The sequence below is a fragment of the Leifsonia sp. P73 genome (genome assembly GCF_051059105.1).
Taxonomy (GTDB): domain Bacteria; phylum Actinomycetota; class Actinomycetes; order Actinomycetales; family Microbacteriaceae; genus Leifsonia.
In genome coordinates, this window is the sequence record NZ_CP194931.1 from 2,435,915 (window position 1) to 2,459,105 (window position 23,191).

Genomic DNA, 23,191 nt, shown 5'->3' on the forward strand with positions numbered 1-23,191 from the left:
AGGCCGGCCGACAACCTCAAGCGCTGGCTCGAATGACAACTTCTCCGCCGAAGGCCAAGCGCTAGGATCGGTGACGTTCGTATCCGAGCGCCGACCAGGGAGACTTCGTGAAGTTCCAAGCCAATCGGGATGTCTTCAGTGAGGCCGTCTCCTTCGCCGTGAAGCTTCTTCCGCAGAGGACCACCCTCCCCATCCTGAGCGGCGTACTGATCGAGACCACCGACACGGGCCTTCAGCTCTCGTCGTTCGACTACGAGGTGTCGGCGCAGACGCAGATCGCAGCCGAGGTCGAGGAGCCGGGCCGCGTGCTCGTCTCCGGGCGCCTCCTGGCGGAGATCGCCGCCAAGCTCCCGAACGCGCCCGTGCAGTTCTCGACCGAGGAGTCGAAGATCGTGGTCCGGGCCGGCTCGGCGAACTTCACGCTCCTGTCCATGCCGGTGGAGGAATACCCGAGCATCCCGCAGGTCGGCGGGGAGGCCGGACTCGTGCCCGCCGAGGAGTTCGCCGAGGCCGTCGCCCAGGTGGGTGTCGCCGCGTCGCGCGACGACGTCACCCCGGTGATCACCGGAGTGCAGCTCGAAGTCGGCAACAACACGCTCGGCCTCGTCGCGACCGACCGCTACCGCGTGGCCGTCCGCGAGATCGACTGGGACAACGGCACCACCTCCGGCGAGCCCCAGACCGCGCTCGTCCCCGCCCGCACCCTGACGGAGATCGGCAAGACGTTCGGCCACTCCGGGACGGTCTCCATCTCGATCACCAACCGCGACGACCGCGAGCTCATCGCGTTCACGGCCGACAAGAAGACGGTGACGTCGCTGCTGATCAAGGGCAACTTCCCGCCGGTCCGCCGGCTCTTCCCCGAGCAGGTCGACAACTACGCGGTGATGAACACCGCCGAGCTCATCGAGGCGACGCGCCGCGTCTCCCTCGTCCTGGAGCGCGAGGCCGCGCTCCGCTACACCTTCACCGCCGACGGGCTGACGCTGGAAGCGATCGGCTCGGAGCAGGCGCAAGCATCCGAGAGCATCGACGCTCTCCTCACTGGCCAGGAGACGGTGGTTTCATTGAAGCCGCAGTTCCTGCTCGATGGTCTCGGTGCCGTGCACTCGGAATTCGTGCGCATCTCCTTCACCAAGACCGAGAACCCCAACAAGCCGGGTCCGGTGCTCATCACGAGTCAGACCTCGAAGGATCAGTCCGGTTCGGACTCCTACAAGTACCTGCTGCAGCCCAACCTGCTGCTCCGCTAGGACCCGGTCCCGCTCCACGAGAGAAGAAGGACAATCATGCACATCGGCCTCATCGGTCTCGGACGCATGGGCAACAACATGCGCGCTCGCCTGGAGAAGAAGGGCATCGAGGTCACCGGCTACGACACCAATCCCGACGTGTCGGATGTGGCCACCCTCGCCGACCTCGTCGCGGCGCTCCCTGCTCCGCGCACCGTCTGGGTGATGGTGCCGGCCGGCGAGGTCACCGACTCGGTGATCTCCGACCTGGAGCCGCTGCTGGAGAAGGGCGATCTCGTCATCGACGGCGGAAACTCGAAGTTCACCGAGGACTTCAAGCACGCCGAGCAGCTCGCGCCGAAGGGCGTCGACTTCATGGACGCCGGCGTCTCCGGCGGCATCTGGGGTCTCGACAACGGCTACGGCCTGATGGTCGGCGGCTCCAAGGAGCAGGTCGAGCGGGTCATGCCCGTGTTCGACGCGCTGCGTCCGGAGGGCCCGCGCGACGAGGGCTTCGTCCACGTCGGCGAGGTCGGCGCCGGCCACTACGCGAAGATGGTGCACAACGGCATCGAGTACGCGCTGATGCAGGCCTACGCCGAGGGTTACGAGCTCCTCGACACGCGCAAGGACATCATCAAGGACGTCACCGGCACGTTCAAGGCGTGGCAGCGCGGCACGGTCGTCCGCTCCTGGCTGCTCGACCTCCTGGTGCGCGCGCTGGAGCAGGACCCGGAGTTCGAGCACATCGAAGGCTTCGTGCAGGACTCGGGCGAGGGCCGCTGGACCGTCGAGGAGGCGCTGAACAACGCCGTCCCCGTCCCCACGATCAGCGCCTCGATCTTCGCGCGCTTCGTCTCGCGCCAGAAGGACTCGCCCGCGATGAAGGCGGTCGCCGCCCTCCGCAACCAGTTCGGCGGCCACGCCGTGAAGGCCGTGGACTAACCCTCATTGAGAGTTACGCACCTTTCCCTGACTGATTTCCGCAACTATCTCACCGCGGACGTCCCGTTCGCGGCCGGCGCCAATCTGTTCGTCGGCCGCAACGGTCAGGGCAAGACCAACCTCGTCGAATCGCTCGGCTACCTGAGCACCCTCGGGTCGCATCGGGTGTCGAGCGATCAGGCGATGATCCGCAAGGACGCCGATTCGGCGATCGTCCGAGCGCGCATCGAGCACGACGGTCGCGAGCTCCTCGTGGAGGTGCAGCTCAACCGGTCCTCGCCGAATCGCGCGCAGGTCAATCGCGGCGCGATCAAGCCGCGCGAGCTGCCGCGGTACTTCTCCAGCGTGCTGTTCGCCCCGGAGGATCTGGCGCTGGTCCGCGGTGAGCCCGGTATCCGACGCCGGTTCCTCGATCAGCTCCTGATCCAGCGGAGCCCGCGCTTCTCGGCGGTCATCGCCGATTACGAGCGGGTGCTGAAGCAGCGGAACACCCTGTTGAAGTCGGCCCGCGCCTCCCGAGTGAAGCCCGACCAGCTCGGGACCCTGGACATCTGGGACGAGCGCCTGGTCGCGCTCGGCACGGAACTGGTGGATGCGCGGCTCGACCTGGTCGCCCGGCTCAGCGACCCGCTCGTGGCCGCGTACCGGTCGGTCGCCGGCGATGACCACCATCCGCGGCTCATCCCGCAGCTCACGATCCGCGGCGCGCACGTGGACGATGAGGACGACGATGCCGACACGACGGTAACCAGCTCAGCCGGTGACACGGCGGACGTGTTCCGCGGCGCCCTGGCCGCGGTGCGCGGCAAGGAGCTGGAGCGTGGCCTCACCCTGGTCGGCCCGCACCGCGACGACGTGCTGTTCGAACTCAACGGTCTGCCGGCCAAGGGCTACGCCAGCCACGGCGAGTCCTGGTCGTTCGCGCTCGCGCTGAAGCTGGCCTCCGCCGAGCTGCTGCGCCGGGAGTCCTCGACCGGCGACCCCGTGCTGATCCTCGACGACGTCTTCGCCGAGCTGGATCAGGCCCGCAGGCGCATGCTCGCAACCGCCGTAGCCGGTTACGAGCAGGTCCTCATCACGGCTGCCGTCTACGACGACGTCCCGGAGACGCTCACCGCCCACACCGTGCGGATCGAGGCCGGGACTATCGTGGGATCGTGAGCGAGGCGTCGGCCGTCTACCTGCGGATGAAGGAGCTCTTCACGGGCACCCCCTCCCGCAGTCGCCGCACGAAACGCGGCGCGGAGGACCCGTCGGCGTCCAAGCCGTTCGGGGCCGGTCGCGACCCGCGCGGGCTCGGCGACGTTGTCGACGCCCTCGCGCAGCAGCTCGGCTGGACCGCGCCGCTCGCGAAGTCCGACCTCCTGGAGGGCTGGGAGCAGCTTGCCGGCGAGGAGACCGCCAAGCATGCGGTTCCCGACCAGATCACCGACGGCGTGCTGGTCGTGCGATGCGAGTCGACGGCCTGGGCGACGCAGCTGCGGATGATGCGTTCGGAGCTGCTGGTGCGCATCGGCGAGCGGTTCCCGGACGCGGACATCCAGTCGATCCGTTTTCAAGGCCCGGACGCCCCCTCCTGGAAACGCGGTCCCAGGTCGATTCCAGGGCGCGGTCCGCGCGATACTTACGGCTGACAGCACAAAAGAGGTCGCCCATTCGAAGAAAACGCGTCAGAGGGGCGATTTCGGGTATTCCGGCTCCCTGCCCTTGGTAGAATGGAGAGTCACTGTCAGGTGCGGTCAGGAGCCAAATTTCATATGACGATGGAACCGAACAGGGCCGAGGCGGAACACGACTACGGCGCGAATGAGATCCAGATCCTCGAAGGTCTCGAAGCCGTCCGCAAACGACCCGGAATGTACATCGGCTCCACCGGTCCCCGCGGCCTCCACCACCTGGTCTACGAGATCGTCGACAACTCCGTCGACGAGGCGCTCGCCGGCCACGCCGACAACATCGAGGTGACGATCCTCCCCGACGGCGCCGTGCGGGTGGACGACAACGGCCGCGGCATCCCGGTGGACGAGCACCCGACCGAGAAGAAGTCCACGGTGGAGGTCGTCCTCACGATCCTGCACGCCGGTGGAAAGTTCGGCGGCGGCGGCTACGCGGTCTCCGGCGGTCTCCACGGCGTCGGCAGCTCCGTCGTGAACGCGCTCTCCTCGCGTCTCGACGTCGAAGTCCACCGTCAGGAGCACGTCTGGCGGCAGAGCTACCGCAACGGCGTGCCGCAGGCCCCGCTCGAGAAGGGCGAGCCGTCCGACCGCACCGGGACGATCATCACGTTCTGGCCGAGCGCCGACACGTTCGAAACGATCGTGTTCGACTACGACACGCTCCGCACACGGTTCCAGCAGATGGCCTTCCTCAACAAGGGTCTGCGCATCGCGATCACCGACCAGCGCGCGCCCGAGGTCGAGCCCGTCGAGGGCGAGGTCGAAGAAGACGCGACGGTGTTCGCCGCGCGCTCGGAGGTCTTCCTCTACGAGCGCGGCCTGACCGACTACGTGCACTACCTCAACTCCGCCAAGAAGGCCGACGTGGTCCACGACGAGATCATCTCGTTCGAGTCGGAGGACACCGATCGCAAGATCGCGCTCGAAGTCGCGATGCAGTGGACCACGAGCTACAACGAGTCCGTCTTCACCTACGCGAACACGATCAACACGCACGAGGGCGGCACGCACGAGGAAGGGTTCCGCGCTGCACTGACCACGCTGGTCAACCGGTACGCGCGCGAGAAGAACATCCTCAAGGAGAAGGACGATAACCTCTCCGGTGAGGACGTGCGCGAGGGCCTGACCGCCGTCATCTCGGTCAAGCTGTCCGAGCCGCAGTTCGAGGGCCAGACCAAGACCAAGCTCGGCAACACCGAGGCCAAGGCGTTCGTGCAGAAGGTCGTCGGCGACCAGCTCGGCGACTGGTTCGACCGCAACCCGAACCAGGCCAAGGAGATCATCCGCAAGGCACTCCAGGCCGCGACCGCCCGCCTCGCCGCTCGCAAGGCGCGCGAGACCGCGCGCCGCAAGGGCCTGCTGGAGAGCGGCGGGATGCCGGGCAAGCTCAAGGACTGCGCCTCCAAGGATCCGACGCTGTCGGAGATCTTCATCGTCGAGGGCGACTCGGCCGGCGGCTCGGCCGTCCAGGGCCGCAACCCCGAGACGCAGGCGATCCTCCCGCTGCGCGGCAAGATCCTCAACGTCGAGAAGGCCCGGCTCGACCGCGCCCTCGCGAACAACGAGGTCCAGGCCATGATCACCGCGTTCGGCGCCGGTATCGGCGAGGACTTCAACCCGGAGAAGGCGCGCTACCACAAGATCGTGCTGATGGCCGACGCCGATGTGGACGGCCAGCACATCACGACCCTGCTGCTGACCCTGCTGTTCCGCTACATGCGACCGCTCATCGAGCTCGGCTACGTGTACCTCGCGCAGCCGCCGCTCTACCGGCTCAAGTGGTCGAACGCCGAGCACGAGTACGTCTACTCCGATCGCGAGCGCGACGCGTTCCTCGCGGAGGGCCTCGCCGCCGGCAAGCGCATCCCGAAGGACAACGGCGTGCAGCGCTACAAGGGTCTGGGTGAGATGGACTACAAGGAGCTGTGGGAGACCACGATGAACCCGGAGACGCGCACGCTGCTCCAGGTGACGCTCGACGACGCGGCCGCCGCCGACGAGATCTTCGCCACCCTGATGGGCGAGGACGTCGAGTCGCGCCGTTCGTTCATCCAGAAGAACGCCAAGGACGTGCGGTTCCTCGACATCTGAGGACCCGCGACGACGAGACCCCACGGTCTGAGAAGAGAGCACTGTGACGGACGAGACCCCCACCGGCGAAGGCTTCGGCATCCACGGCAGGATCGACCAGGTCGACCTGCAGTCGGAGATGCAGCGGTCGTACCTCGACTACGCGATGAGCGTCATCGTCGGGCGCGCGCTGCCCGAGGTGCGCGACGGCCTGAAGCCGGTCCACCGGCGCGTGATCTACGCGATGTTCGACGGCGGCTACCGGCCGGACAAGGCGTTCTCGAAGTGCGCCCGCGTCGTCGGCGACGTGATGGGGCAGTTCCACCCGCACGGTGACTCCGCCATCTACGACGCGCTCGTGCGCCTCGTGCAGCCGTGGAGCCTCCGCTACCCGCTCGCGCTCGGCCAGGGCAACTTCGGATCACCGGGCAACGACGGAGCCGCCGCCCCGCGATACACCGAGACCAAGATGGCCCCGCTGGCGCTGGAGATGGTCAGGGACATCGACGAGGAGACCGTCGACTTCCAGGACAACTACGACGGCCGCACCCAGGAGCCGGCCGTCCTCCCCAGCCGCTTCCCGAACCTGCTGGTCAACGGCTCGGTCGGCATCGCGGTCGGCATGGCCACGAACATCCCGCCGCACAACCTCCGGGAGGTCGCGGACGGCGCCCTCTGGCACCTCGCCAACCCGGACGCCTCCCGTGAGGAGCTGCTGGAAGAGCTGATCAAGCGGATCAAGGGCCCGGACTTCCCGACCGGCGCGCAGATCCTCGGCATCAAGGGCATCCAGGACACCTACCGCACCGGCCGCGGCTCGATCACGATGCGCGCCGTCGTCAGTATCGAGGAGCTCCAGGGCCGCGTGTGCCTGGTGGTCACCGAGCTGCCGTACCAGGTGAACCCGGACAACCTGGCGATCAAGATCGCGGAGCTGGTCAAGGACGGCCGCGTCGGCGGCATCGCCGACATCCGCGACGAGACCTCGGGCCGCACCGGACAGCGCCTCGTGATCGTCCTCAAGCGCGACGCGGTCGCGAAGGTCGTGCTGAACAACCTCTACAAGCACACCCAGCTGCAGGAGAACTTCGGCGCCAACATGCTGGCGATCGTGGACAACGTCCCGCGCACGCTGGCCCTCGACGGCTTCATCACTGCGTGGGTCGAGCACCAGATCGACGTCATCGTGCGCCGCACCCGCTTCCGCCTCCGCAAGAAAGAGGAGCGCGCCCACATCCTGCGCGGCTACCTCAAGGCGCTCGACGCGCTGGACGAGGTCATCGCGCTCATCCGCCGGTCGGCGACCGTGGAGGACGCCCGCGACGGTCTGAAGACCCTGCTCGACGTGGACGACGTCCAGGCGGACGCCATCCTCGCCATGCAGCTGCGCCGCCTCGCCGCCCTGGAGCGCCAGAAGATCATCGAGGAGCACGACCAGATCGAGCTGGAGATCCTCGACCTCAAGGCGATCCTCGAGGACCCGACGCGTCAGCGCACGATCGTGAGCGAGGAGCTCACCGAGATCGTCGACCGATTCGGCGACGACCGCCGCACCGAGATCATGTTCGGCTTCGACGGCGACATGAGCATGGAGGACCTCATCCCCGAAGAGGAGATGGTGGTCACGGTCACGCGCGGCGGCTACATCAAGCGCACGCGCAGCGACAACTACCGCAGCCAGCACCGCGGCGGCAAGGGCGTCAAGGGCGCCCAGCTCCGCGGCGAGGATGTGGTCGACCACTTCTTCGTCACCACGACGCACCACTGGCTCCTCTTCTTCACGAACAAGGGCCGCGTCTACCGCGCCAAGGCGTACGAGCTGCAGGAGGCCGGCCGCGACGCGAAGGGCCAGCACGTCGCGAACCTGCTCGCCATGCAGCCGGACGAGGAGATCGCGGAGATCCTGGACATCCGCGACTACAAGGCCGCGCAGTACCTCGTGCTCGCCACCCGTGACGGCCTCATCAAGAAGACCGCGCTGGAGGAGTACGACACCAACCGCTCCGGCGGCATCATCGCGATCAAGCTCCGCGAGGACGACGAGCTCGTCTCCGCACTGCTGGTCGAGGAGGACTCCGACCTCCTGCTCGTTTCCCGCAAGGGCATGTCGATCCGATTCACAGCAACCGACGAGGCGCTCCGGCCGATGGGCCGCTCCACCTCGGGTGTGATCGGGATGCACTTCCGCGGCGACGACAGTCTGCTCGACGCGGCCGTCGTCTCCGACGAGGGCTACGTCTTCGTCGTGACCGAGGGAGGCTACGCCAAGCGCACCTCGGCCGACCAGTACCGCCTCCAGAACCGCGGCGGACTGGGCATCAAGGTTGCCAAACTGAGCGACGACCGAGGGGATCTGGTGGGTTCTCTCATCGTCGACGAGGACGACGAGGTCCTGGTGGTTCTTGCCAGCGGCAAGGTGGTACGCTCTGCCGTGGCCGAGGTACCCGCCAAGGGCCGAGACACTATGGGTGTCGTTTTTGCACGATTCGCCGAGACAGACAAGATCATCGCTCTGGCGAAGAACACCGAGCGCAACCTGGATTCCCAGGAAGCCGATGCAGAATCGGTAGCCGACGATGAAACCGGTCGTGCCGGGAAGGATGAAGCCGTTGATGAGCAGTAGCGTCGCCGAGAAACTCGCGAGGAAGTCGACACGACGACCCACGTCCGCCAAGCAGGTGCGACTGAAGCTCGTCTATGTCGACTTCTGGTCGACCGTGAAGCTCTCGTTCCTCGCAGGCATCTGCCTGGCGATCATCGCGATCGTCGGCACCTTCCTGATCTGGACCGTCCTCGACCGCACCGGCATCTTCGACCAGCTCAACGGCCTCGTGAAGGACGTCTCCGGCGCGAGCGGCGGCGACCTCCGCTCCGTGCTCGGCCTCGGCCAGGTCATGGGCTTCTCACTGGTGGTGGGCATCCTCGACATCGTCGTGGTGACCGCTCTCGGCGCCGTGTTCGCGCTGCTCTACAACCTGTCGGTCAAGATCACGGGCGGTCTGCTCGTGGGCTTCACCAACAACTGAGCGCGGCCGGCGCTCGATTTCACCATCCGGGCTCAGATCAGGTACCCTCTTATCTGTTGCCCATTCGGGGATATAGCTCAGGCGGTTAGAGCGCTTCGCTGATAACGAAGAGGTCCGAGGTTCAAGTCCTCGTATCCCCACCATGTGTCGTGACGGACACCATCCCCCGGGGCCTTAGCTCAGTTGGTAGAGCGCCTGCTTTGCAAGCAGGATGTCAGGAGTTCGAATCTCCTAGGCTCCACAGTTCATTCACCCGGCGGCTGGATCGCTCGCGTCGGCACGGTGCTCGAGTACGCGATGCTCGTCGTCACGCTGCCGAGGGTCCCGATCGTGCCGGACACCTGTTCGAGGTGGCGCATCGAGGTCGCGACGACCTTCAGGATGAAGCAGTCGTCTCCCGTGACGTGGTGGGCCTCCACGACCTCCGGCGTAATCGCGAGCAGGTCGTGCAGCGGCGTGTACTGGCTGCTCGGGTAGCGCAGCCGCAGGAACGCGAGGATCCCGTACCCCAGGCGCTCCGGGTCCACTACCGCGCGATAGCCCGAGACCACCCCCGCTTCCTCCAACCTCCGAACGCGCTCGGCGACAGCGCTGTTCGACATGTGGACGGTGCGGGCGAGCTCCGCGATCGACTGCCTCCCGTCGCGCTGGAGCTCGGCGAGGAGGGCGCGGTCGACTCCGTCGGCGGTGAATGGTGGATTCGCGGTCATGAGTGGATTCTGGCACGCGATTCACGGTCAATGAGGTCGAATGCCGTGGATCGCCTGTTCAAATAGCGCTCCGACCTCCCTACTGTTGTGTCCATGACGACGACCTCCGAGGCCGCGCAGCACTTCGCGGCCAAGCTCCGCTTCGAGACCGATCCCTCCGACGTGCGCGCGGCGCAACTGGCGGGGGACCGCTTCACGTTGATCGACAGCCGCGGCGATGCGGCGTGGGCGCAGGGCCGGATAACGGGCGCCGTCCACCTCCCGACGGCGGAGATCGCCGCTCGGGCCGGCGCGCTCGTGCCGCTCGACCTGCCCGTGGTGGTCTACTGCTGGGGCCCGGGCTGCAACGGAGCGACCCGTGCCGCCCTCGCGTTCAGTCTGCGAGGCTACGAGGTGCGCGAGCTGATCGGCGGCTTCGAGTACTGGGCACGCGAAGGCCTTCCGGTCGAGGACGACCACGGGCCTGTGGAGCGTGCGGCGGACCCGCTGACCGCGCCGGTGGGTGCGGTGAGCTGCGCGTGTTGATGGAGGTGGACGCGGCCGGGTCGGTGGGATAAGATATTTCGAGCAGGACTCCTCAGGGACTCCCGCACCTGCCAACGCCCCGCCGACGCGGGGCGTTGTGTTTTTCACGGGCACCATACGTATTCGGTGAGGGTGATCGATCGCACGTTGGCGACGATCTTGGCGACGGCACGTCGAGATCGTGGATCGCGTTCTTCGATCGTTCGAGCGCGGTTGACGAAGAACGTCGCCACGTCGGCCGCCTGGAGGAGCCGGCTTTCGTGGGACGGCCCGAAGTAGATCGTGTCCGCGATGCAGTGGAGGGCGTCGGTCGTGTATCCCGGCGCCGCAGCGGATTTGAAGTCGCGAAGACTGCGGCGAGCACCTGTCGCCGCGTGATGCTCGTCGGCCAAGACCAAGCCCAATGCATCCTGATCGTGCCGCGAGCTGACGCTGGACCTCAGCGAGCGTGTGCGCGAGCGTGAGGAGATGGGGGGATGCGGACGACGATATCGCGAGCTCAGCGCAACGAGGTCGACACCCCGGAACACGTACGCGACAGTCGAACGTGCGAGCACCTTGGCGACGAGGTCACACGCCTTCACCCTCCACGCCAGCGGAACAGCGCGCCAGTCGCGGCGCCCATGAAACATGTCGACGGCGTGAAACTCGGCGCGAGGATCGAATGAGGGCACGTGGGCCGACACGAGACCGGCGATGTCGTTCAAGCCGCTCTTACTGAAACTCTACTTGAGCAACCGGGACAGCACCCGATCCGCCAGCGGCTTTCCCCCGGTCTGGCAGGTCGGGCAGTACTGCAGCGTGGAGTCCGCGAAGATCACCTGCCGGATCGTGTCGCCGCAGACCGGGCACGGCTGGCCGGTGCGCCCGTGGACGCGCATCCCGGACTTCTTCTCGCTCTTCAGCTCCGACGCGGCCAGGCCCTCCGAGCGGGCGAGGGCCTCGTGCAGCGTCTCCTCGAGCGCGGCGTAGAGGCGGTCGACCTCCTCTGCGCTCATCGAGGCGGGCTTGAAGGGGGACATCTTCGCGACGTGCAGGATCTCGTCGGAGTAGGCGTTGCCGATTCCGGCGATCAAAGCCTGATTGCGCAGCACGCCCTTGATCTGCGCGCGGCCCTGGCCGGCGAGGATGGCGGCGAATGCGTCCCGGGTGAACGCCGCGTCGAGGGGGTCCGGGCCGAGGCGCGCGACGCCGGGCACCTCCGCCGGATCGCGGACGATGGAGATGGCGAGACTCTTCTTCGTGCCGGCCTCAGTGATGTCCAGGCCGGAGCCGTCATCGAGCACCAGGCGTGCAGCAAGTGGTCCCCTGCTGGGCCGCCCGGTCGGCGGGGGCGGCGGGGTCTCGCGCCAGCGGATCCAGCCGGCCCGCGCGAGATGGATGACGACATGCAGGCCGCCGGCTGCGATGTCGAGGAACTTGCCGTGCCGGCTGACCCCGGTGATCGTCAGCCCCTTCAGCGCCTCGGGCGGCGGATCGAACGTCTTCAACGCGGAGAACGCGACGATGCTGAGCCGGTCGATGACGCGACCGGTCAGCCGCTCGCCCAGGTCGGCGGCGAGGGCGGTGACTTCCGGCAGTTCGGGCACCACCCCATACTGCCGCTCTCCGCCGACCAGCGGCAGTAGGGTGTCGGAATGGACATCAGGGTCGCCGCCTACGGCGTCATCGTGGACGGGCCGCGCATCCTGCTCGCCCACTGGAACGAGAGCGGCCGCTCCGGGTGGACGCTGCCCGGCGGCGGCATCGAGCCCGGCGAAGACCCGCTCGACGCGGTGGTGCGCGAGATCGAGGAGGAGACCGGCTTCGAGGCGCGGGCGGACGAGCTGCTCGGCATCGACTCGAAGATCGTCCCCGCCGAGGCGCGCTTCGCCCCGGAGGCCGGGCCGCTGCACGCGCTCCGGATCGTCTACCGCGCAACCGTCACCGGCGGGAGCCTGAGGAACGAGCTCGACGGGACGACGGACGAGGCCGCATGGTTCGCGTTGGCGAGCATCCCGAACCGGAGGGTCGACCTGGTCGACGTCGCGCTGCGCATGGCCGGTCTCGGCGACTTGGCCCGTCCGCAGCGCTGAACGGCGGTCAGGCCACCCTGGTGACCGGGCGCTGCTCGGACGGGATGATGATCCACATCGCGATGTAGGCGATGAACTGCGGTCCCGGCAGCAGCAGGGACAGCAGGAACAGCAGTCGTACGGTCAGTGGCTTCACACCGAAACGGTCGGCCAGTCCGGCGCAGACGCCGCCGAGGATGCGGCCGTCGAGGGGTCGTTGCAGAGTGTTCATGACTCCAGCCTCGTCATCACGAGACCGGAGCACCATCGGGGAAACCCCCGATTCGACCCTGGGGTCGACCGTACTCCGAAGGACTACTCCGCGGCGGGAGTCGAGGGCTCCTCGTCGGCGACCCAGAGCTCGTCGTCCGCGCGGAAGGTCTGCCAGACCGCGTAGAGCAGGCCGGCAGCCGCGATGACGCCCAGGCCGACCGCGATGATCGTGCCGGCTCCTGGGCCGGAGTTACGGGACGCCGCGGAGGCCTTCTTGGTGATCTCCTTGCGCGCCTTGGTGAAATCACCGGCGAAGGCGGCGCTGCGTGCGGCCCGTGCGTGGTCGACGACCGAGAGCGCGGTTCCGACGGCGGTGCCGACGGCCGGGATCACGTCGCCGACGAGGCGGTCGCGTGCGACGCCCGCATAACGGCCGGCAGAGTCCCTGGCCGTCTGGGCCACGGGACGCACGTACGAGTCGTAGCCCTCGCGCACCCGCGGGGCCAGCTCCTCACGCGAGTAGTGCGCGGCCTGCTTGCGGGCGGCGGCGGCCAGAGCGTTGGCGTTCGCGATCACTTCCTGCTGCTGCCCCCACAGCTCCTGCGCGTCACTCCGCAGACGGTCGAGCTCCTTCTGGCGCTTCCGTGTCAGGCTCATTTTGGACCTCCATTGCGTCGGCTGGGCGAACTCACTCCATCTTGCCACCGAAAGCCCTGAGGATGGCCCGAGAGCCGAAGTGCGCTCCCGAAACCCAACTGGGCCCTGTGCAAGAATTAGTGGCATGTCTAAGCACACCGCTGTCGCCACGCTCCACACTAACTACGGAGACATCAAGGTCAACCTCTTCGGCAACCACGCTCCGAAGACGGTCCGTAACTTCGTGGGCCTCGCGACCGGTGAGATCGAGTGGACGCACCCCGCCTCCGGCGAGAAGACCAACAAGCCGCTCTACGACGGCGTGGTCTTCCACCGCATCATCCCCGGCTTCATGATCCAGGGCGGCGACCCGCTCGGTCAGGGCATCGGCGGCCCCGGCTACCAGTTCGACGACGAGATCAACCCTGAGCTCGACTTCACCCAGCCGTACATCCTCGCGATGGCCAACGCGGGTGTCCAGGGCGGCCGCGGCACGAACGGCTCGCAGTTCTTCATCACCGTGGCGCCCACCACGTGGCTGCAGGGCAAGCACACGATCTTCGGCGAGGTCGCGGACGACGCGTCCCGCAAGATCGTCGACAAGCTCGCCGAGCTGCCGACCGACGCCCGCGACCGTCCCCTCGACGACGTCGTGATCGAGTCGGTCGAGATCGACCAGGCCTGAGTTCTGCTGGAGGGCGGAGAGGGAACCATGTCTCAGCCCGTCGACGCTCCGGCGAGCGTCTGCTACCGGCATCCCGATCGCGTCAGCCATGTGCGCTGCCAACGCTGCGGGCGCGCGATCTGCGGCGAGTGCCAGACTCCCGCCGCGGTGGGAGTGATCTGCCCGGAGTGCATGGCGCAGCAGCGTGCCACCGCGCCCCGCACCCGCTCGCCGTGGGTGTCCCGGCTGACCGGCCCGGGAGCACCCGTGGTCACCTACGCGATCATCGGCATCTGCGTCGTGGTGTTCATCCTGCAGAACCTGCCCGTGATCGGCAATCAGGTCACGAACTCCCTGCTCTACGCCGGCGCCTACTCGTACCCGACCCACTCGCTGTCGCCGGTGCTCGCGTTCGAGCCGTGGCGGATGCTGACCTCGGTCTTCCTGCACGCGAACATCATCCACATCGCGCTCAACATGTACACGCTGTGGATCTTCGGGATGGCGCTGGAGCCCGTGCTCGGGCGCGCGCGCTTCCTCACGCTGTTCCTGATCAGCGGGTTCGCCGGCTCGCTCGGCGTGCTGCTGCTCTCTCCGGCCAACCAGCCGGTCATCGGCGCGTCCGGCGCGATCTTCGGCATGCTGGGCGCCTTCTTCATCATCCAACGCCGGCTCGGCGGCAACGGGATGCAGATCCTGGTGCTGGTCGGACTCAACCTGGCGATCGGCTTCCTGCCGGGCATGAACATCGCGTGGCAGGCGCACGTCGGCGGTCTCGTCGGCGGCGCCCTGGCCGGACTGATCTACGTCGAGACGCGCATGCCGTCGCGCCGCCGCTGGCAGACCCCGCTCATCGTGGTGCTCTGCGCGGTGCTCGTGGGCGCGAGCCTGCTGCACTTCGTCTGACGCCGGGCACTTCCCCACAACGCGTGGATAAGTTATCCACAGCCTTATTAACAGTGGGGATAATTACACCGGTGTAACTCTCCACAGGCTTATTAACACTGGGGAGAAGCCGACTGCGGGGCTGTGGGCTGTGGGGAGAAGTGCTGTGGATAAGTGGAGGAATTGCGGTCGAGGACGCGGTCAGCGCCAGCGGGTCGTCATGAGGAAGCCGATGAAGGCGATCCCGAAGCCGACCAGGATGTTCCAGGCGCCGAGGGCCGGGATCGGGTACTGGTTCTGGCTGACGTAGAAGACGATGATCCAGATGAGCCCGAGCAGCATGAAGCCGAACATGACGGGCTTGAACCAGACGGGGTTGGGGGCGTCATCGCCGGTTGCGGCCGAGCTGCGCTCGGGACGGGCGGAGCGCTCGAGCTTGGTCTTGGACTTGGTGCGTGCCATAGCACACAAGTGTAGCGGGAGCGGTCTGGACGTTCGTGGCGATGCAGGCGTGCAGTTCCCGGGAAACACCCGGTTTGGCGGGGCGCGCTCCCGCTTAGAATGTGTCATATGACCGAGCCCGCTGAGCCCGAGCGCTACCGCGCCGGCTCGCGCCGCGCGGCCCGGCCTCGCCGCCGCAAGCGCAGCGCCGGCGAGGTGGTCCTCACCGTCATCGGTGAGCTGCTCATCACGGCTGGAGTGCTGGTCGGCCTCTTCCTCGGCTGGCAGGTGTGGTGGAACAACCTCGTCCTGTCGGGCCAGCAGACCTCGGCGGCGCAAGAGCAGAGCAAGAAGTGGATCGACGACGCGATCAAGGCCCCGCAGCCGACACCGACGGACCCGGCGTCTCCGGAGGCGGTCGACCCTCCCGTGATGGCGCAGCCCGCGGACTACGAGCCGTTCGCCGTGATCTACATCCCGCGCCTCGGGCCGGACTGGAAGCGCACGATCCGCGAGACGGTCGATGTCGAGAAGGTCCTCAACAGCTACACCGCGGGCGTCGGGCACTATTCCGGCACGGCCATGCCGGGAGAGGTCGGCAACTTCGCCGTCGCCGGCCACGACTCGGGCTGGGGCAACACCTTCATCGACCTGTCCAAGCTGCACCTCGGCGACCGCATCTACGTGCAGACCAAGGACGGCTGGTACACCTACGTATTCCGCAACTTCGAGTACGTGCAGCCCACGCAGGTGCAGGTGATCGCGTCGGTGCCGCACCATCCCGACGTCCAGCCCGTCGACAGGCTCATGACGATCACGACGTGCAACCCGCCGTTCCACGCGGGCGAGCGGCTGATCGCCTACAACGTCTACGCGGGCTACCAGCCCACGCAGGACGTTCCGAACGAGATCCGCGCCGCGGTGACGGGAGGCTGACCCATGTACGGAGCACTGTGGCGCATCCTGCCCGGACCGGTGTGGCTGCGCATCGTCCTCCTGGTGGTCGTGTTCGCGGTCGTGCTGTGGGCGCTGGTGACGTGGGTCTTCCCCTGGGTGGATTCGCTCCTCGGACCCCAGGAAGGTACCGTTGGGCCGTGACCCGCGTACTCGTCATCGACAACTACGACAGCTTCGTCTACACGCTCAACGGCTACCTGCGTGAGCTCGGCGCCGAGACCGAGGTCGTCCGCAACGACGACATCGCGATCGAGGACCTGCCGGCGCGCGTCGCGGAGTTCGACGCGGTGCTGGTGTCGCCCGGGCCGGGCAAGCCGGCCGACGCCGGGGTGTCCATCCCGGTCGTGGAGCTCGCGCTGAAGGCCGGGAAGCCGCTGCTCGGGGTCTGCCTCGGGCACCAGGCGATCGCGGAGGCGTTCGGGGGCGTGGTCACCAACGCCGAGGAGCTGATGCACGGCAAGACCTCACAGGTCGAGCACGACGACAGCCTGCTGTTCGACGGCGTGCCGCAGCCGTTCACCGCGACGCGCTACCACTCGCTGGCGGTCGTGGATGGCACCCTCCCCGACGAGCTCGTCATCACGGCGCGCACGGCCGGCGGCGTGATCATGGCGCTGCAGCACACGACCGCGCCCATCTACGGCGTGCAGTTCCACCCGGAGTCGGTGCTCACCGAGGGCGGTTACCGGATGCTCGGCAACTGGCTGGAGAAGGCCGGTCTCGCCGGCGCCGCCGAGGCGTCCCGGTCGCTCAACCCGCTCGTCAAGCTGGGCTGAGGCGACGCGCCTCCCGCTGGGTCAGCCCGAGCAGTAGGTGAGGCCGACCGTGCTCCCCTGGGGCACGTCGCCCGGCGCGACCGTCTGCGTGTGCACCAGCGGAGCGCCGCTGTTCTGCTTGCAGGTCGAGTCGGCCTTCGGATCCGCCGTCAGACCGAGCTGCTGGAGCAGCGAAGTCGCCGCAGGCAGGGACTGGCCGGTGAGGTCTGTCAGCGTGACCTTGCCGCTGGAGACCGTGAGCGCGATGGCGTCGCCCTCGTGGGCGTTGCTTCCGGCGGCAGGCGCGGTCTGGATGACGACGTTGGCCGGCACGGTCGCCGAGTTCTGGGTCGTGACCGGGCCGAGGGTGAGTCCCGCCGCCGTCAGCGCCTGTTTCGCGGCGTCCTGCGTCATGTTGGTGAGGTCGGGGACGGAGACGGCCTTCTTGCCCGTGGACACGAAGACGTTGATCGTGTCGCCGGTGGCCACCACGATCCCGGCGGCCGGGTCGGTGCGGATGACCTGACCCTGCTCGTAGGTGGAGCTGGCCTCCGTGGACTGCGTCCACTTGAGCTTGAGGTCCTCCAGCTGCTTCGTGGCCTTGTCGAGTGTCTGCCCGGACAGGTTGGGAACCTGGCGGGAGCTGTCCGGCATGGTCGTGCTCGGCCCGATCCTCAGCACCCAGGCGAGGACGGCGACGATGACCACCGCCATCACGGCGATGCCGGCCCAGATCCAGATGACCGGTGGGCGGCGCTGCGTGCGGACCATCGTCTGGTCCTCCGCGAGCTGGCGGAAGGCGGCTTCGGGGCCGGAGACCGAGCTCGGCGGCGCCCCGAAGAGCGTCTCGGAGAACTCGTCGGGCTGCTTGTGGACGGGGACACGCCCTGCGGCGGCCTCCTCCAGGTCGTGACGGAAGTCGGCGACCGTCTGGTAGCGCTCGAAGCGGTCCTTGGTGAGGGCGCGGGCGACCACGGTGTCCATCGCCGGCGAGACCTTGGGGTTCACGGTGCTCGGCGCGACGGCCGTCTCGCTGACGTGCTGATAGGCGACGGCGACCGGGGTGTCGCCGCGGAACGGCGGCCGGCCGGTCAGCATCTCGAACAGGACGACGCCGGTCGAGTAGAGGTCGGTGCGGGCGTCGACCGTCTCGCCCTTGGCCTGCTCGGGCGAGAAGTAGCTGGCGGTGCCGAGCACCGCGGTCGTCTGCGCGACCGTGGCCGAGGAGTCGCTGATGGCGCGGGCGATGCCGAAGTCCATCACCTTGACCTGGCCGGTCGTCGTGATCATGACGTTGCCCGGCTTGATGTCGCGGTGCACCACGCCCGCGCGGTGCGAGTACTCGAGGGCCGTCAGGATGCCCTCGGTGATCCGGACGGCCTCGGCGACCTCCAGCGGGCCACGCTTGATGAGATCTTTCAGAAGAACGCCGTCGACGTACTCCATCACGATGAAGGGGAGCTGCGCCTCGTGCCCGTTCGGCTCGCGGACCGTCTCCTCGCCGGCGTCGAACACCCGCACGATGGTCGGGTGCGTCATCCGCGCCGCGGCCTGGGCCTCCTGGCGGAAGCGCGTGCGGAACGCCGGATCGGTGGCCAAGGACGGCTTGAGCAGCTTGATGGCGACCGTGCGGCCCAGCCGGGTGTCCGTCCCGCGGTGCACGTCGGACATGCCGCCACGCCCGACGAGCTCGCCCACCTGATATCGGCCTGCGAGCAGGCGGCTATCTGGGCTCAAGACGGGCTCCTTTTCGGGTGGTGGCTGGTGGCTCCGGATAGTGTAGCGGTCCGACTCTGGATGTCTCCCCCGGGCGGGGGCAGACCGAACGTCGTCAGCGCGGCGCGGCTGCCATCACGGCGTGGGGAGGGCGGTCGAGCCGTTGGCGGCCACCACCGTGTACGGGGTCGTGGGCGACTGGGCGGACTCGACCGACTCGCCCTGGTTGCAGAAGATCGAGTAGCTGAGCGTGTAGCTGCCCGCTGCCGTCGGCGACCAGGTGAACTTGGAGTCGTTGACCGGGGCCTGCGGCTGCCCGTTGACGAACAGCCGGCGCCCGGTGAGGTTCTGGCCCGCCGGGCAGGTCGCCGAGCCGAATGACACCGTGATCTGCGAGTTGGCGGCTCCCTGGCCGGACGGCGGGTTGGCCGAGACCGTGTCGCTCGGCGTCGGGATCGGCGTCACCGGTCCGTACACCTTGACCGTGATCGTCGTGCCCTTCTGCACGGGGCCGGTCGGGTTGACCGAGTACACCGTGTTGACCTGGCCGGCGGAGGACGCCGCCGAGCCGGTCTGCACGTCGGCGACCATCCCGACGCCCTGGAGCTTCTGCCTGGCCTGGTCGGCGGTCAGGCCGAGGTAGTCGCCCTCGCTGATCTGCACCGTCGTGCTGGTCGGGGTGGCCGACGGAGTCGGCGAGGCCGGCGGGGTGGTGTGGACGACGGGCGGCGTCGTGGTCGTCGTCGCGACCGGGGTCTTGGGCTGCGCGAGCAGCGCGATGATCGTCCCGATCAGGACCAGCGCCAGGAGCGCGATGAGGGCGATGAGCGGCCAGGTCCACGGGCTGCGCTTCTTCTCCTCGACCGGCTCCTCGGTCTCCTCCTCCTCGACGGCGGCGCCGGCCGCCGCGGCGGGCAGCACGGTGGTGGCCTGGGTCGGGGCGGCGTTGGGGGAGGTCATCAGCACGGTCGCGGCGTCGGCGGCGACCGCCGCGCCGAGCACGGCGGGCACCGACGCGGCCGCGGCACGGATGTCGCCGCGGCGCAGGGCCTGCGCCGCGCGCGCAAGGTGCGCAGCCGAGGCCGGGCGGTCGGCGGGGTTCTTGGCGATGCAGGCGAAGACGAGGTTGCGAACCGGCTCGGCGACCGTGGCCGGGAGCTCCGGCGGCGCCTCGTTGATCTGCGCCATCGCGATGGCGACCTGCGACTCGCCGGTGAACGGCCGGCGGCCCGCGAGGCACTCGTAGGCGACGATGCCGAGCGAGTAGATGTCGGTGGTCGGCGAGGCCGGGTGGCCCGACGCCTGCTCCGGGGACAGGTACTGCACCGTACCCATGACCTGGCCCGTGGCGGTGAGCGGGACCTGGTCGGCGATGCGGGCGATGCCGAAGTCGGTGATCTTGACCCGGCCGTCCGGCGTGATCAGGAGGTTGCCCGGCTTGATGTCGCGGTGGACCAGCCCGGCGGCGTGCGCGGCGTGGAGTGCGGCGGCGGTCTGCGCGACGATGTCGAGGGTGCGGTCGGTGCTGAGCACATGCTCGCGCTCGAGGATGGTGGAGAGCGCCTCACCGGGCACCAGCTCCATCACGAGGAAGGCGCTGCCCTCCTCCTCGCCGTAGTCGTAGACGTTCGCGATGCCTTCGTGGTTGACGAGCGCGGCGTGCCTGGCCTCCGCGCGGAAGCGCTCGAGGAAGCCGGGGTCGCCGAGGTACTCGTCCTTGAGGATCTTGATCGCGACGGTGCGGCCGATGACCAGATCGGTCGCCTGCCAGACCTCGCCCATGCCGCCGATCGCGATGCGCGACTGCAGCTCGTAACGTCCTCCGAAGGTGAGCCCTGCTGTGGGTCTCATTTATTCAGCACCGCCTCTAGTACTTTTTTCGCGATCGGCGCGGCGATGGAGTTACCCGTGCCGTCCTGACCGCGTCCACCGCCATTTTCAACGACTACCGCAACAGCGAACTGAGGGTCGTTCGCCGGCGCGAACCCGGTGAACCACAGCGTGTACGGGTCGTTCGCCCCGTTCTGCGCCGTCCCCGTCTTACCGCCGACCTCGACCCCGTCTATTCTTGCATTGCTCGCAACACCGTGATCGACGCCGTCGACCATCATCTGCTTGATGGTGTCGGCGTTCTGCTGGCTCATCGGCTGCGAGAACTGCTGGGGCTGGAACGTCTCGATCGGCTGCAGATCCGAGGATCGGATCGAGTCGACCAGGTTCGGCGTCATCAGCTTGCCGCCGTTCGCGACCGCGGCCGACACCATCGCCATCTGCAGCGGGGTCGCGCGGTCGTCCTTCTGTCCGAACGAGCCGAGTGCCCGCTCCGCCGGGTCGGTGTAGAGCGGGTAGACGCTCTTCTCGACGGGGATCGGGATGCTCAGAGACTGGTTGAAGCCGAACTTGTCCGCCTGGTCCTTGATGACCTGCGGCTGGAGCTGCATCCCGAGCTCGGCGAACGGGATGTTGCAGGAGAGGATCTGCGCGGTCGCGATCGACACCGTCGCGCCGGGGCCGCAGGTGGTCAGCGAGTCGTTCTTGACGACGGTCGGGGAGCCGGGGAGCGGGAGTGAGGCCACGTTCGGGAGCTGGCTGTCCTTGGTGTACTGGCCCGTCCCGAAGGCCGCGGCGCTCATCACCGGCTTGAACGTGGAGCCGGGCGGGTTGAGGCTGCCGCCGATGGTGCGGTTGGTGAGCGGGCTCCCCGAGGTGGCGAGGAGCTGCTGGTAGGCCGTGTTGACGGCAGCGGTGTCGTGCGAGGCCAGGACGTTCGGGTCGTAGGTGGGCTTCGACACCATCGCGAGGATCTTGCCGGTCTTCGGCTCCAGCAGCACCACCGCGCCCTGGTAGTCGCCGAGCGCGTCCCAGGCCGCCTGCTGCGCCTTCGGGTCGATCGTCGTCTCGACCGTCGCGCCCTGCGGGTTCTTGCCGGTCAGGATCGAGTTGATCCGCTCGAAGAACTGCGAGTTGGAGGTGCCGGACAGCCGGTCGTCGAGGGCGCCCTCCAGTCCGGTCGCCTCGCCGTTGACCGGGTAGAAGCCGGTCACCGCCGAGTACAGCGGCCCGTTGCTGTACTCGCGCTGCCACTTGTAGACGTCGTTCGAGGGCACGGACTGCGCGATCGGCTGGCCCGCGACGAGGATCGCGCCGCGCTGGGCCGCGTAGCTGTCGTTGCGCGCCCGGGTGTTCCGCGCGTCGGCGGTCAGGCTGTCCGCCTGGAACGCCTGCAGGATCGACGTGGACACCAGGAGCGCCAGGAACATCACCAGCACGATCGTGCTGACCCGCTTGATCTCGCGATTCATCGTTCAGCTCACCACCAGACGGGGTTGGTTGCGGACCGTGTCGGACAGCCGCAGCAGCAGCGCCACGATGATCCAGTTGGCCACTAGGGACGAGCCTCCCGCCGCGAGGAACGGCGTCGTCAGACCGGTGAGCGGGATCACACGCGTCACACCGCCGATGACGATGAAGCACTGCAGGCCCACGGTGAACGACAGTCCCACCGCGAGGAGCTTGCCGAAGTCGTCCTGGCCTGCGAAGCCGATCCGCAGACCGCGCGCGACGAAGATCAGGTACAGCGCGAAGATCGCGAACAGGCCGGCGAGACCGAGCTCCTCGCCGAGGCTCGCGATGATGTAGTCGCTCTGCGACACCGGGGTGACCCACGGCTGGCCCTGGCCGAGCCCGGTGCCGATGAGGCCGCCGTGCGCGAGGCCGAAGAGGCCCTGGACGAGCTGGAAGCTGCCGCCCTGGGCGTCGTAGACCTTCTGGGAGAACGGGTCGAGCCAGTTCGCGAAGCGGTCGTGCACGTACGGGAGGAGTTGGCTCGCGACGACGGCGCCGCCGACGATCAGCACCAGGCCCAGGATGACCCAGCTGATCCGGGCGGTGGCGACGTACACCATCACGAGGAACAGCCCGAAGATGAGGAGGCCCGTTCCGAGGTCGCGCTGGAAGACGATGACCGCCATCGACATCAGCCACACGATGAGCAGCGGGCCGAGGTCGCGGGCGCGCGGGAAGCGGATGCCGAGGAACTTCTTGCCCACCATCGACAGCGAGTCCCTGGCCTGCACCAGATAGCCCGCGAAGAAGATCGCGAGGCACAGCTTGGCGAGCTCGCCCGGCTGGAAGCTGAACGGACCGATGCCGATCCAGACGCGGGCGCCGTAGATCTCCTTGCCGATGCCCGGCAGCATCGGCAGGAGCAGCAGCACCAGCGCGGCGAGGCCGAAGATGTAGGTGTAGCGCTGCAGGACGCGGTGGTTGCGGATGACGACGATGACCGCGATGGCGCACACGATGGCGATGGCGGCCCAGGCGATCTGCTTGACGCCCGCGCTGGCCCAGCCGGCGTCCTTGAAGTGGATGTCGATCCGGTAGATCTCCGCGATCCCGATACCGGTCAGGACGGTGGCGATCGGCAGCAGGAACGGGTCGGCCTGCGGGGCGACGATCCGCAGCGCGATGTGCATCCCGAGCACGAGTGCGGACAGGCCGGCGCCGAGGTAGACGAGCGTGAGGTCCAGGTGGCCCAGGGCGCCGAGCTGCACGAGGACGACCGCCGCGGCGTTGATGCCGCAGGCGAGGATCAGGAGCAGCAGTTCGAGGTTGCGCTGCTTGGCGGGCAGGCGCAGCCGCTTGACCGGGCCGGTGGCCGGCCTGGCCTGCTTCCGCTCGCTCACG

24 protein-coding genes and 2 tRNA genes are annotated in these 23,191 nt (G+C 68.0%); 16 read left to right on the top strand and 10 right to left on the bottom strand.

Annotation, left to right across the window (positions count from 1 at the left end; genetic code table 11):
- Positions 1–107: 107 nt before the first annotated feature.
- From dnaN to ACQ86L_RS12505, 9 genes are all read left to right on the top strand, one after another.
- Positions 108–1,253 carry a DNA polymerase III subunit beta gene (gene dnaN / locus ACQ86L_RS12465; protein WP_434315678.1) on the top strand — a complete coding sequence of 382 codons (1,146 nt, stop codon included), beginning with the start codon at positions 108–110 and terminating at the stop codon, positions 1,251–1,253.
- A 36-nt stretch (positions 1,254–1,289) separates the two neighbouring features.
- Positions 1,290–2,177, top strand: a complete 888-nt coding sequence (gene gnd / locus ACQ86L_RS12470; RefSeq protein WP_434315679.1) for a phosphogluconate dehydrogenase (NAD(+)-dependent, decarboxylating) — start codon at positions 1,290–1,292, stop codon at positions 2,175–2,177.
- Between the two features lie 6 nt (positions 2,178–2,183).
- Positions 2,184–3,338 carry a DNA replication/repair protein RecF gene (recF, locus tag ACQ86L_RS12475; protein WP_434315680.1) on the top strand — a complete coding sequence of 385 codons (1,155 nt, stop codon included), beginning with the start codon at positions 2,184–2,186 and terminating at the stop codon, positions 3,336–3,338.
- A 26-nt stretch (positions 3,339–3,364) separates the two neighbouring features.
- Positions 3,365–3,811 carry a DUF721 domain-containing protein gene (locus ACQ86L_RS12480; protein WP_434318888.1) on the top strand — a complete coding sequence of 149 codons (447 nt, stop codon included), beginning with the start codon at positions 3,365–3,367 and terminating at the stop codon, positions 3,809–3,811.
- A 123-nt stretch (positions 3,812–3,934) separates the two neighbouring features.
- On the top strand, positions 3,935–5,944 hold the full coding sequence (gyrB, locus tag ACQ86L_RS12485; protein ID WP_434315681.1) for a DNA topoisomerase (ATP-hydrolyzing) subunit B: 2,010 nt from the start codon (positions 3,935–3,937) through the stop codon (positions 5,942–5,944).
- A gap of 43 nt (positions 5,945–5,987) precedes the next feature.
- On the top strand, positions 5,988–8,546 hold the full coding sequence (gene gyrA, locus ACQ86L_RS12490) for a DNA gyrase subunit A (RefSeq protein ID WP_434315682.1): 2,559 nt from the start codon (positions 5,988–5,990) through the stop codon (positions 8,544–8,546).
- Complete coding sequence (locus tag ACQ86L_RS12495) at positions 8,536–8,949, top strand: DUF3566 domain-containing protein (RefSeq protein WP_369961733.1); 414 nt, start codon at positions 8,536–8,538, stop codon at positions 8,947–8,949. The genes gyrA and ACQ86L_RS12495 overlap by 11 nt, the downstream gene beginning before the upstream one ends.
- Positions 8,950–9,015: 66 nt before the next feature.
- Positions 9,016–9,092, top strand: a tRNA-Ile gene (locus ACQ86L_RS12500).
- A gap of 25 nt (positions 9,093–9,117) precedes the next feature.
- Positions 9,118–9,190: transfer RNA gene (locus ACQ86L_RS12505), tRNA-Ala, on the top strand.
- Positions 9,191–9,194: 4 nt separating this feature from the next.
- On the opposite strand, the gene ACQ86L_RS12510 is transcribed toward ACQ86L_RS12505, so the two are convergent.
- Positions 9,195–9,659, bottom strand: coding sequence for an Lrp/AsnC family transcriptional regulator (locus ACQ86L_RS12510; protein ID WP_434315683.1), 465 nt, complete (start codon positions 9,657–9,659; stop codon positions 9,195–9,197).
- A gap of 93 nt (positions 9,660–9,752) precedes the next feature.
- Here ACQ86L_RS12510 and ACQ86L_RS12515 point away from each other — a divergent pair, with 93 nt between their 5' ends.
- Complete coding sequence (locus ACQ86L_RS12515) at positions 9,753–10,184, top strand: rhodanese-like domain-containing protein (protein WP_434315684.1); 432 nt, start codon at positions 9,753–9,755, stop codon at positions 10,182–10,184.
- Between the two features lie 104 nt (positions 10,185–10,288).
- On the opposite strand, the gene ACQ86L_RS12520 is transcribed toward ACQ86L_RS12515, so the two are convergent.
- Both ACQ86L_RS12520 and ACQ86L_RS12525 read right to left on the bottom strand, forming a co-directional pair.
- On the bottom strand, positions 10,289–10,891 hold the full coding sequence (locus ACQ86L_RS12520) for a DUF3800 domain-containing protein (protein ID WP_434315685.1): 603 nt from the start codon (positions 10,889–10,891) through the stop codon (positions 10,289–10,291).
- An 18-nt stretch (positions 10,892–10,909) separates the two neighbouring features.
- The gene (locus ACQ86L_RS12525) at positions 10,910–11,773 is read right to left on the bottom strand and encodes an Fpg/Nei family DNA glycosylase (protein WP_434315686.1); all 864 of its coding nucleotides are present in this window, start codon (positions 11,771–11,773) and stop codon (positions 10,910–10,912) included.
- A 48-nt stretch (positions 11,774–11,821) separates the two neighbouring features.
- On the opposite strand from ACQ86L_RS12525, the gene ACQ86L_RS12530 reads away from it, so the two are divergent.
- Positions 11,822–12,259, top strand: a complete 438-nt coding sequence (locus ACQ86L_RS12530; RefSeq protein ID WP_434315687.1) for an NUDIX hydrolase — start codon at positions 11,822–11,824, stop codon at positions 12,257–12,259.
- A gap of 7 nt (positions 12,260–12,266) precedes the next feature.
- On the opposite strand, the gene ACQ86L_RS12535 is transcribed toward ACQ86L_RS12530, so the two are convergent.
- Positions 12,267–12,470 (bottom strand): PspC domain-containing protein, encoded by a 204-nt coding sequence (locus ACQ86L_RS12535; protein ID WP_434315688.1) that lies wholly within the window; start codon positions 12,468–12,470, stop codon positions 12,267–12,269.
- A gap of 83 nt (positions 12,471–12,553) precedes the next feature.
- Positions 12,554–13,108: a hypothetical protein gene (locus tag ACQ86L_RS12540; protein ID WP_434315689.1), complete on the bottom strand. Its 555-nt coding sequence runs from the start codon at positions 13,106–13,108 to the stop codon at positions 12,554–12,556.
- Between the two features lie 124 nt (positions 13,109–13,232).
- Between ACQ86L_RS12540 and ACQ86L_RS12545 the strand changes: the two genes are divergently transcribed.
- Positions 13,233–13,772, top strand: coding sequence for a peptidylprolyl isomerase (locus ACQ86L_RS12545; protein WP_434315690.1), 540 nt, complete (start codon positions 13,233–13,235; stop codon positions 13,770–13,772).
- Positions 13,773–13,799: 27 nt separating this feature from the next.
- A complete protein-coding gene (locus tag ACQ86L_RS12550) occupies positions 13,800–14,657 on the top strand; it encodes a rhomboid family intramembrane serine protease (protein WP_434315691.1) in 858 nt (285 codons plus the stop codon).
- A gap of 180 nt (positions 14,658–14,837) precedes the next feature.
- On the opposite strand, the gene ACQ86L_RS12555 is transcribed toward ACQ86L_RS12550, so the two are convergent.
- A complete protein-coding gene (locus ACQ86L_RS12555) occupies positions 14,838–15,098 on the bottom strand; it encodes a cell division protein CrgA (RefSeq protein ID WP_434315692.1) in 261 nt (86 codons plus the stop codon).
- A gap of 108 nt (positions 15,099–15,206) precedes the next feature.
- On the opposite strand from ACQ86L_RS12555, the gene ACQ86L_RS12560 reads away from it, so the two are divergent.
- From ACQ86L_RS12560 to ACQ86L_RS12570, 3 genes are read left to right on the top strand one after another with little or no spacing between them, the layout of a single operon-like run.
- The gene (locus tag ACQ86L_RS12560) at positions 15,207–16,013 is read left to right on the top strand and encodes a class E sortase (RefSeq protein WP_434315693.1); all 807 of its coding nucleotides are present in this window, start codon (positions 15,207–15,209) and stop codon (positions 16,011–16,013) included.
- A gap of 3 nt (positions 16,014–16,016) precedes the next feature.
- Positions 16,017–16,175, top strand: coding sequence for a hypothetical protein (locus ACQ86L_RS12565; RefSeq protein WP_434315694.1), 159 nt, complete (start codon positions 16,017–16,019; stop codon positions 16,173–16,175).
- On the top strand, positions 16,172–16,810 hold the full coding sequence (locus ACQ86L_RS12570) for an anthranilate synthase component II (protein WP_434315695.1): 639 nt from the start codon (positions 16,172–16,174) through the stop codon (positions 16,808–16,810). Before ACQ86L_RS12565 ends, ACQ86L_RS12570 begins: the two co-directional genes overlap by 4 nt.
- 21 nt (positions 16,811–16,831) lie before the next feature.
- Here ACQ86L_RS12570 and pknB read toward each other — a convergent pair whose 3' ends face one another.
- The 4 genes from pknB to ACQ86L_RS12590 form a co-directional block, all read right to left on the bottom strand.
- Positions 16,832–18,526 (bottom strand): Stk1 family PASTA domain-containing Ser/Thr kinase, encoded by a 1,695-nt coding sequence (pknB, locus tag ACQ86L_RS12575; protein ID WP_434315696.1) that lies wholly within the window; start codon positions 18,524–18,526, stop codon positions 16,832–16,834.
- Positions 18,527–18,640: 114 nt separating this feature from the next.
- Entirely contained in the window at positions 18,641–20,356 is a 1,716-nt protein-coding gene (locus ACQ86L_RS12580) for a serine/threonine protein kinase (protein WP_434315697.1), read from the bottom strand.
- Entirely contained in the window at positions 20,353–21,807 is a 1,455-nt protein-coding gene (locus ACQ86L_RS12585) for a peptidoglycan D,D-transpeptidase FtsI family protein (protein WP_434315698.1), read from the bottom strand. The genes ACQ86L_RS12580 and ACQ86L_RS12585 overlap by 4 nt, the downstream gene beginning before the upstream one ends.
- 3 nt (positions 21,808–21,810) lie before the next feature.
- Positions 21,811–23,190, bottom strand: a complete 1,380-nt coding sequence (locus tag ACQ86L_RS12590) for an FtsW/RodA/SpoVE family cell cycle protein (RefSeq protein WP_434315699.1) — start codon at positions 23,188–23,190, stop codon at positions 21,811–21,813.
- Position 23,191: the final 1 nt, after the last annotated feature.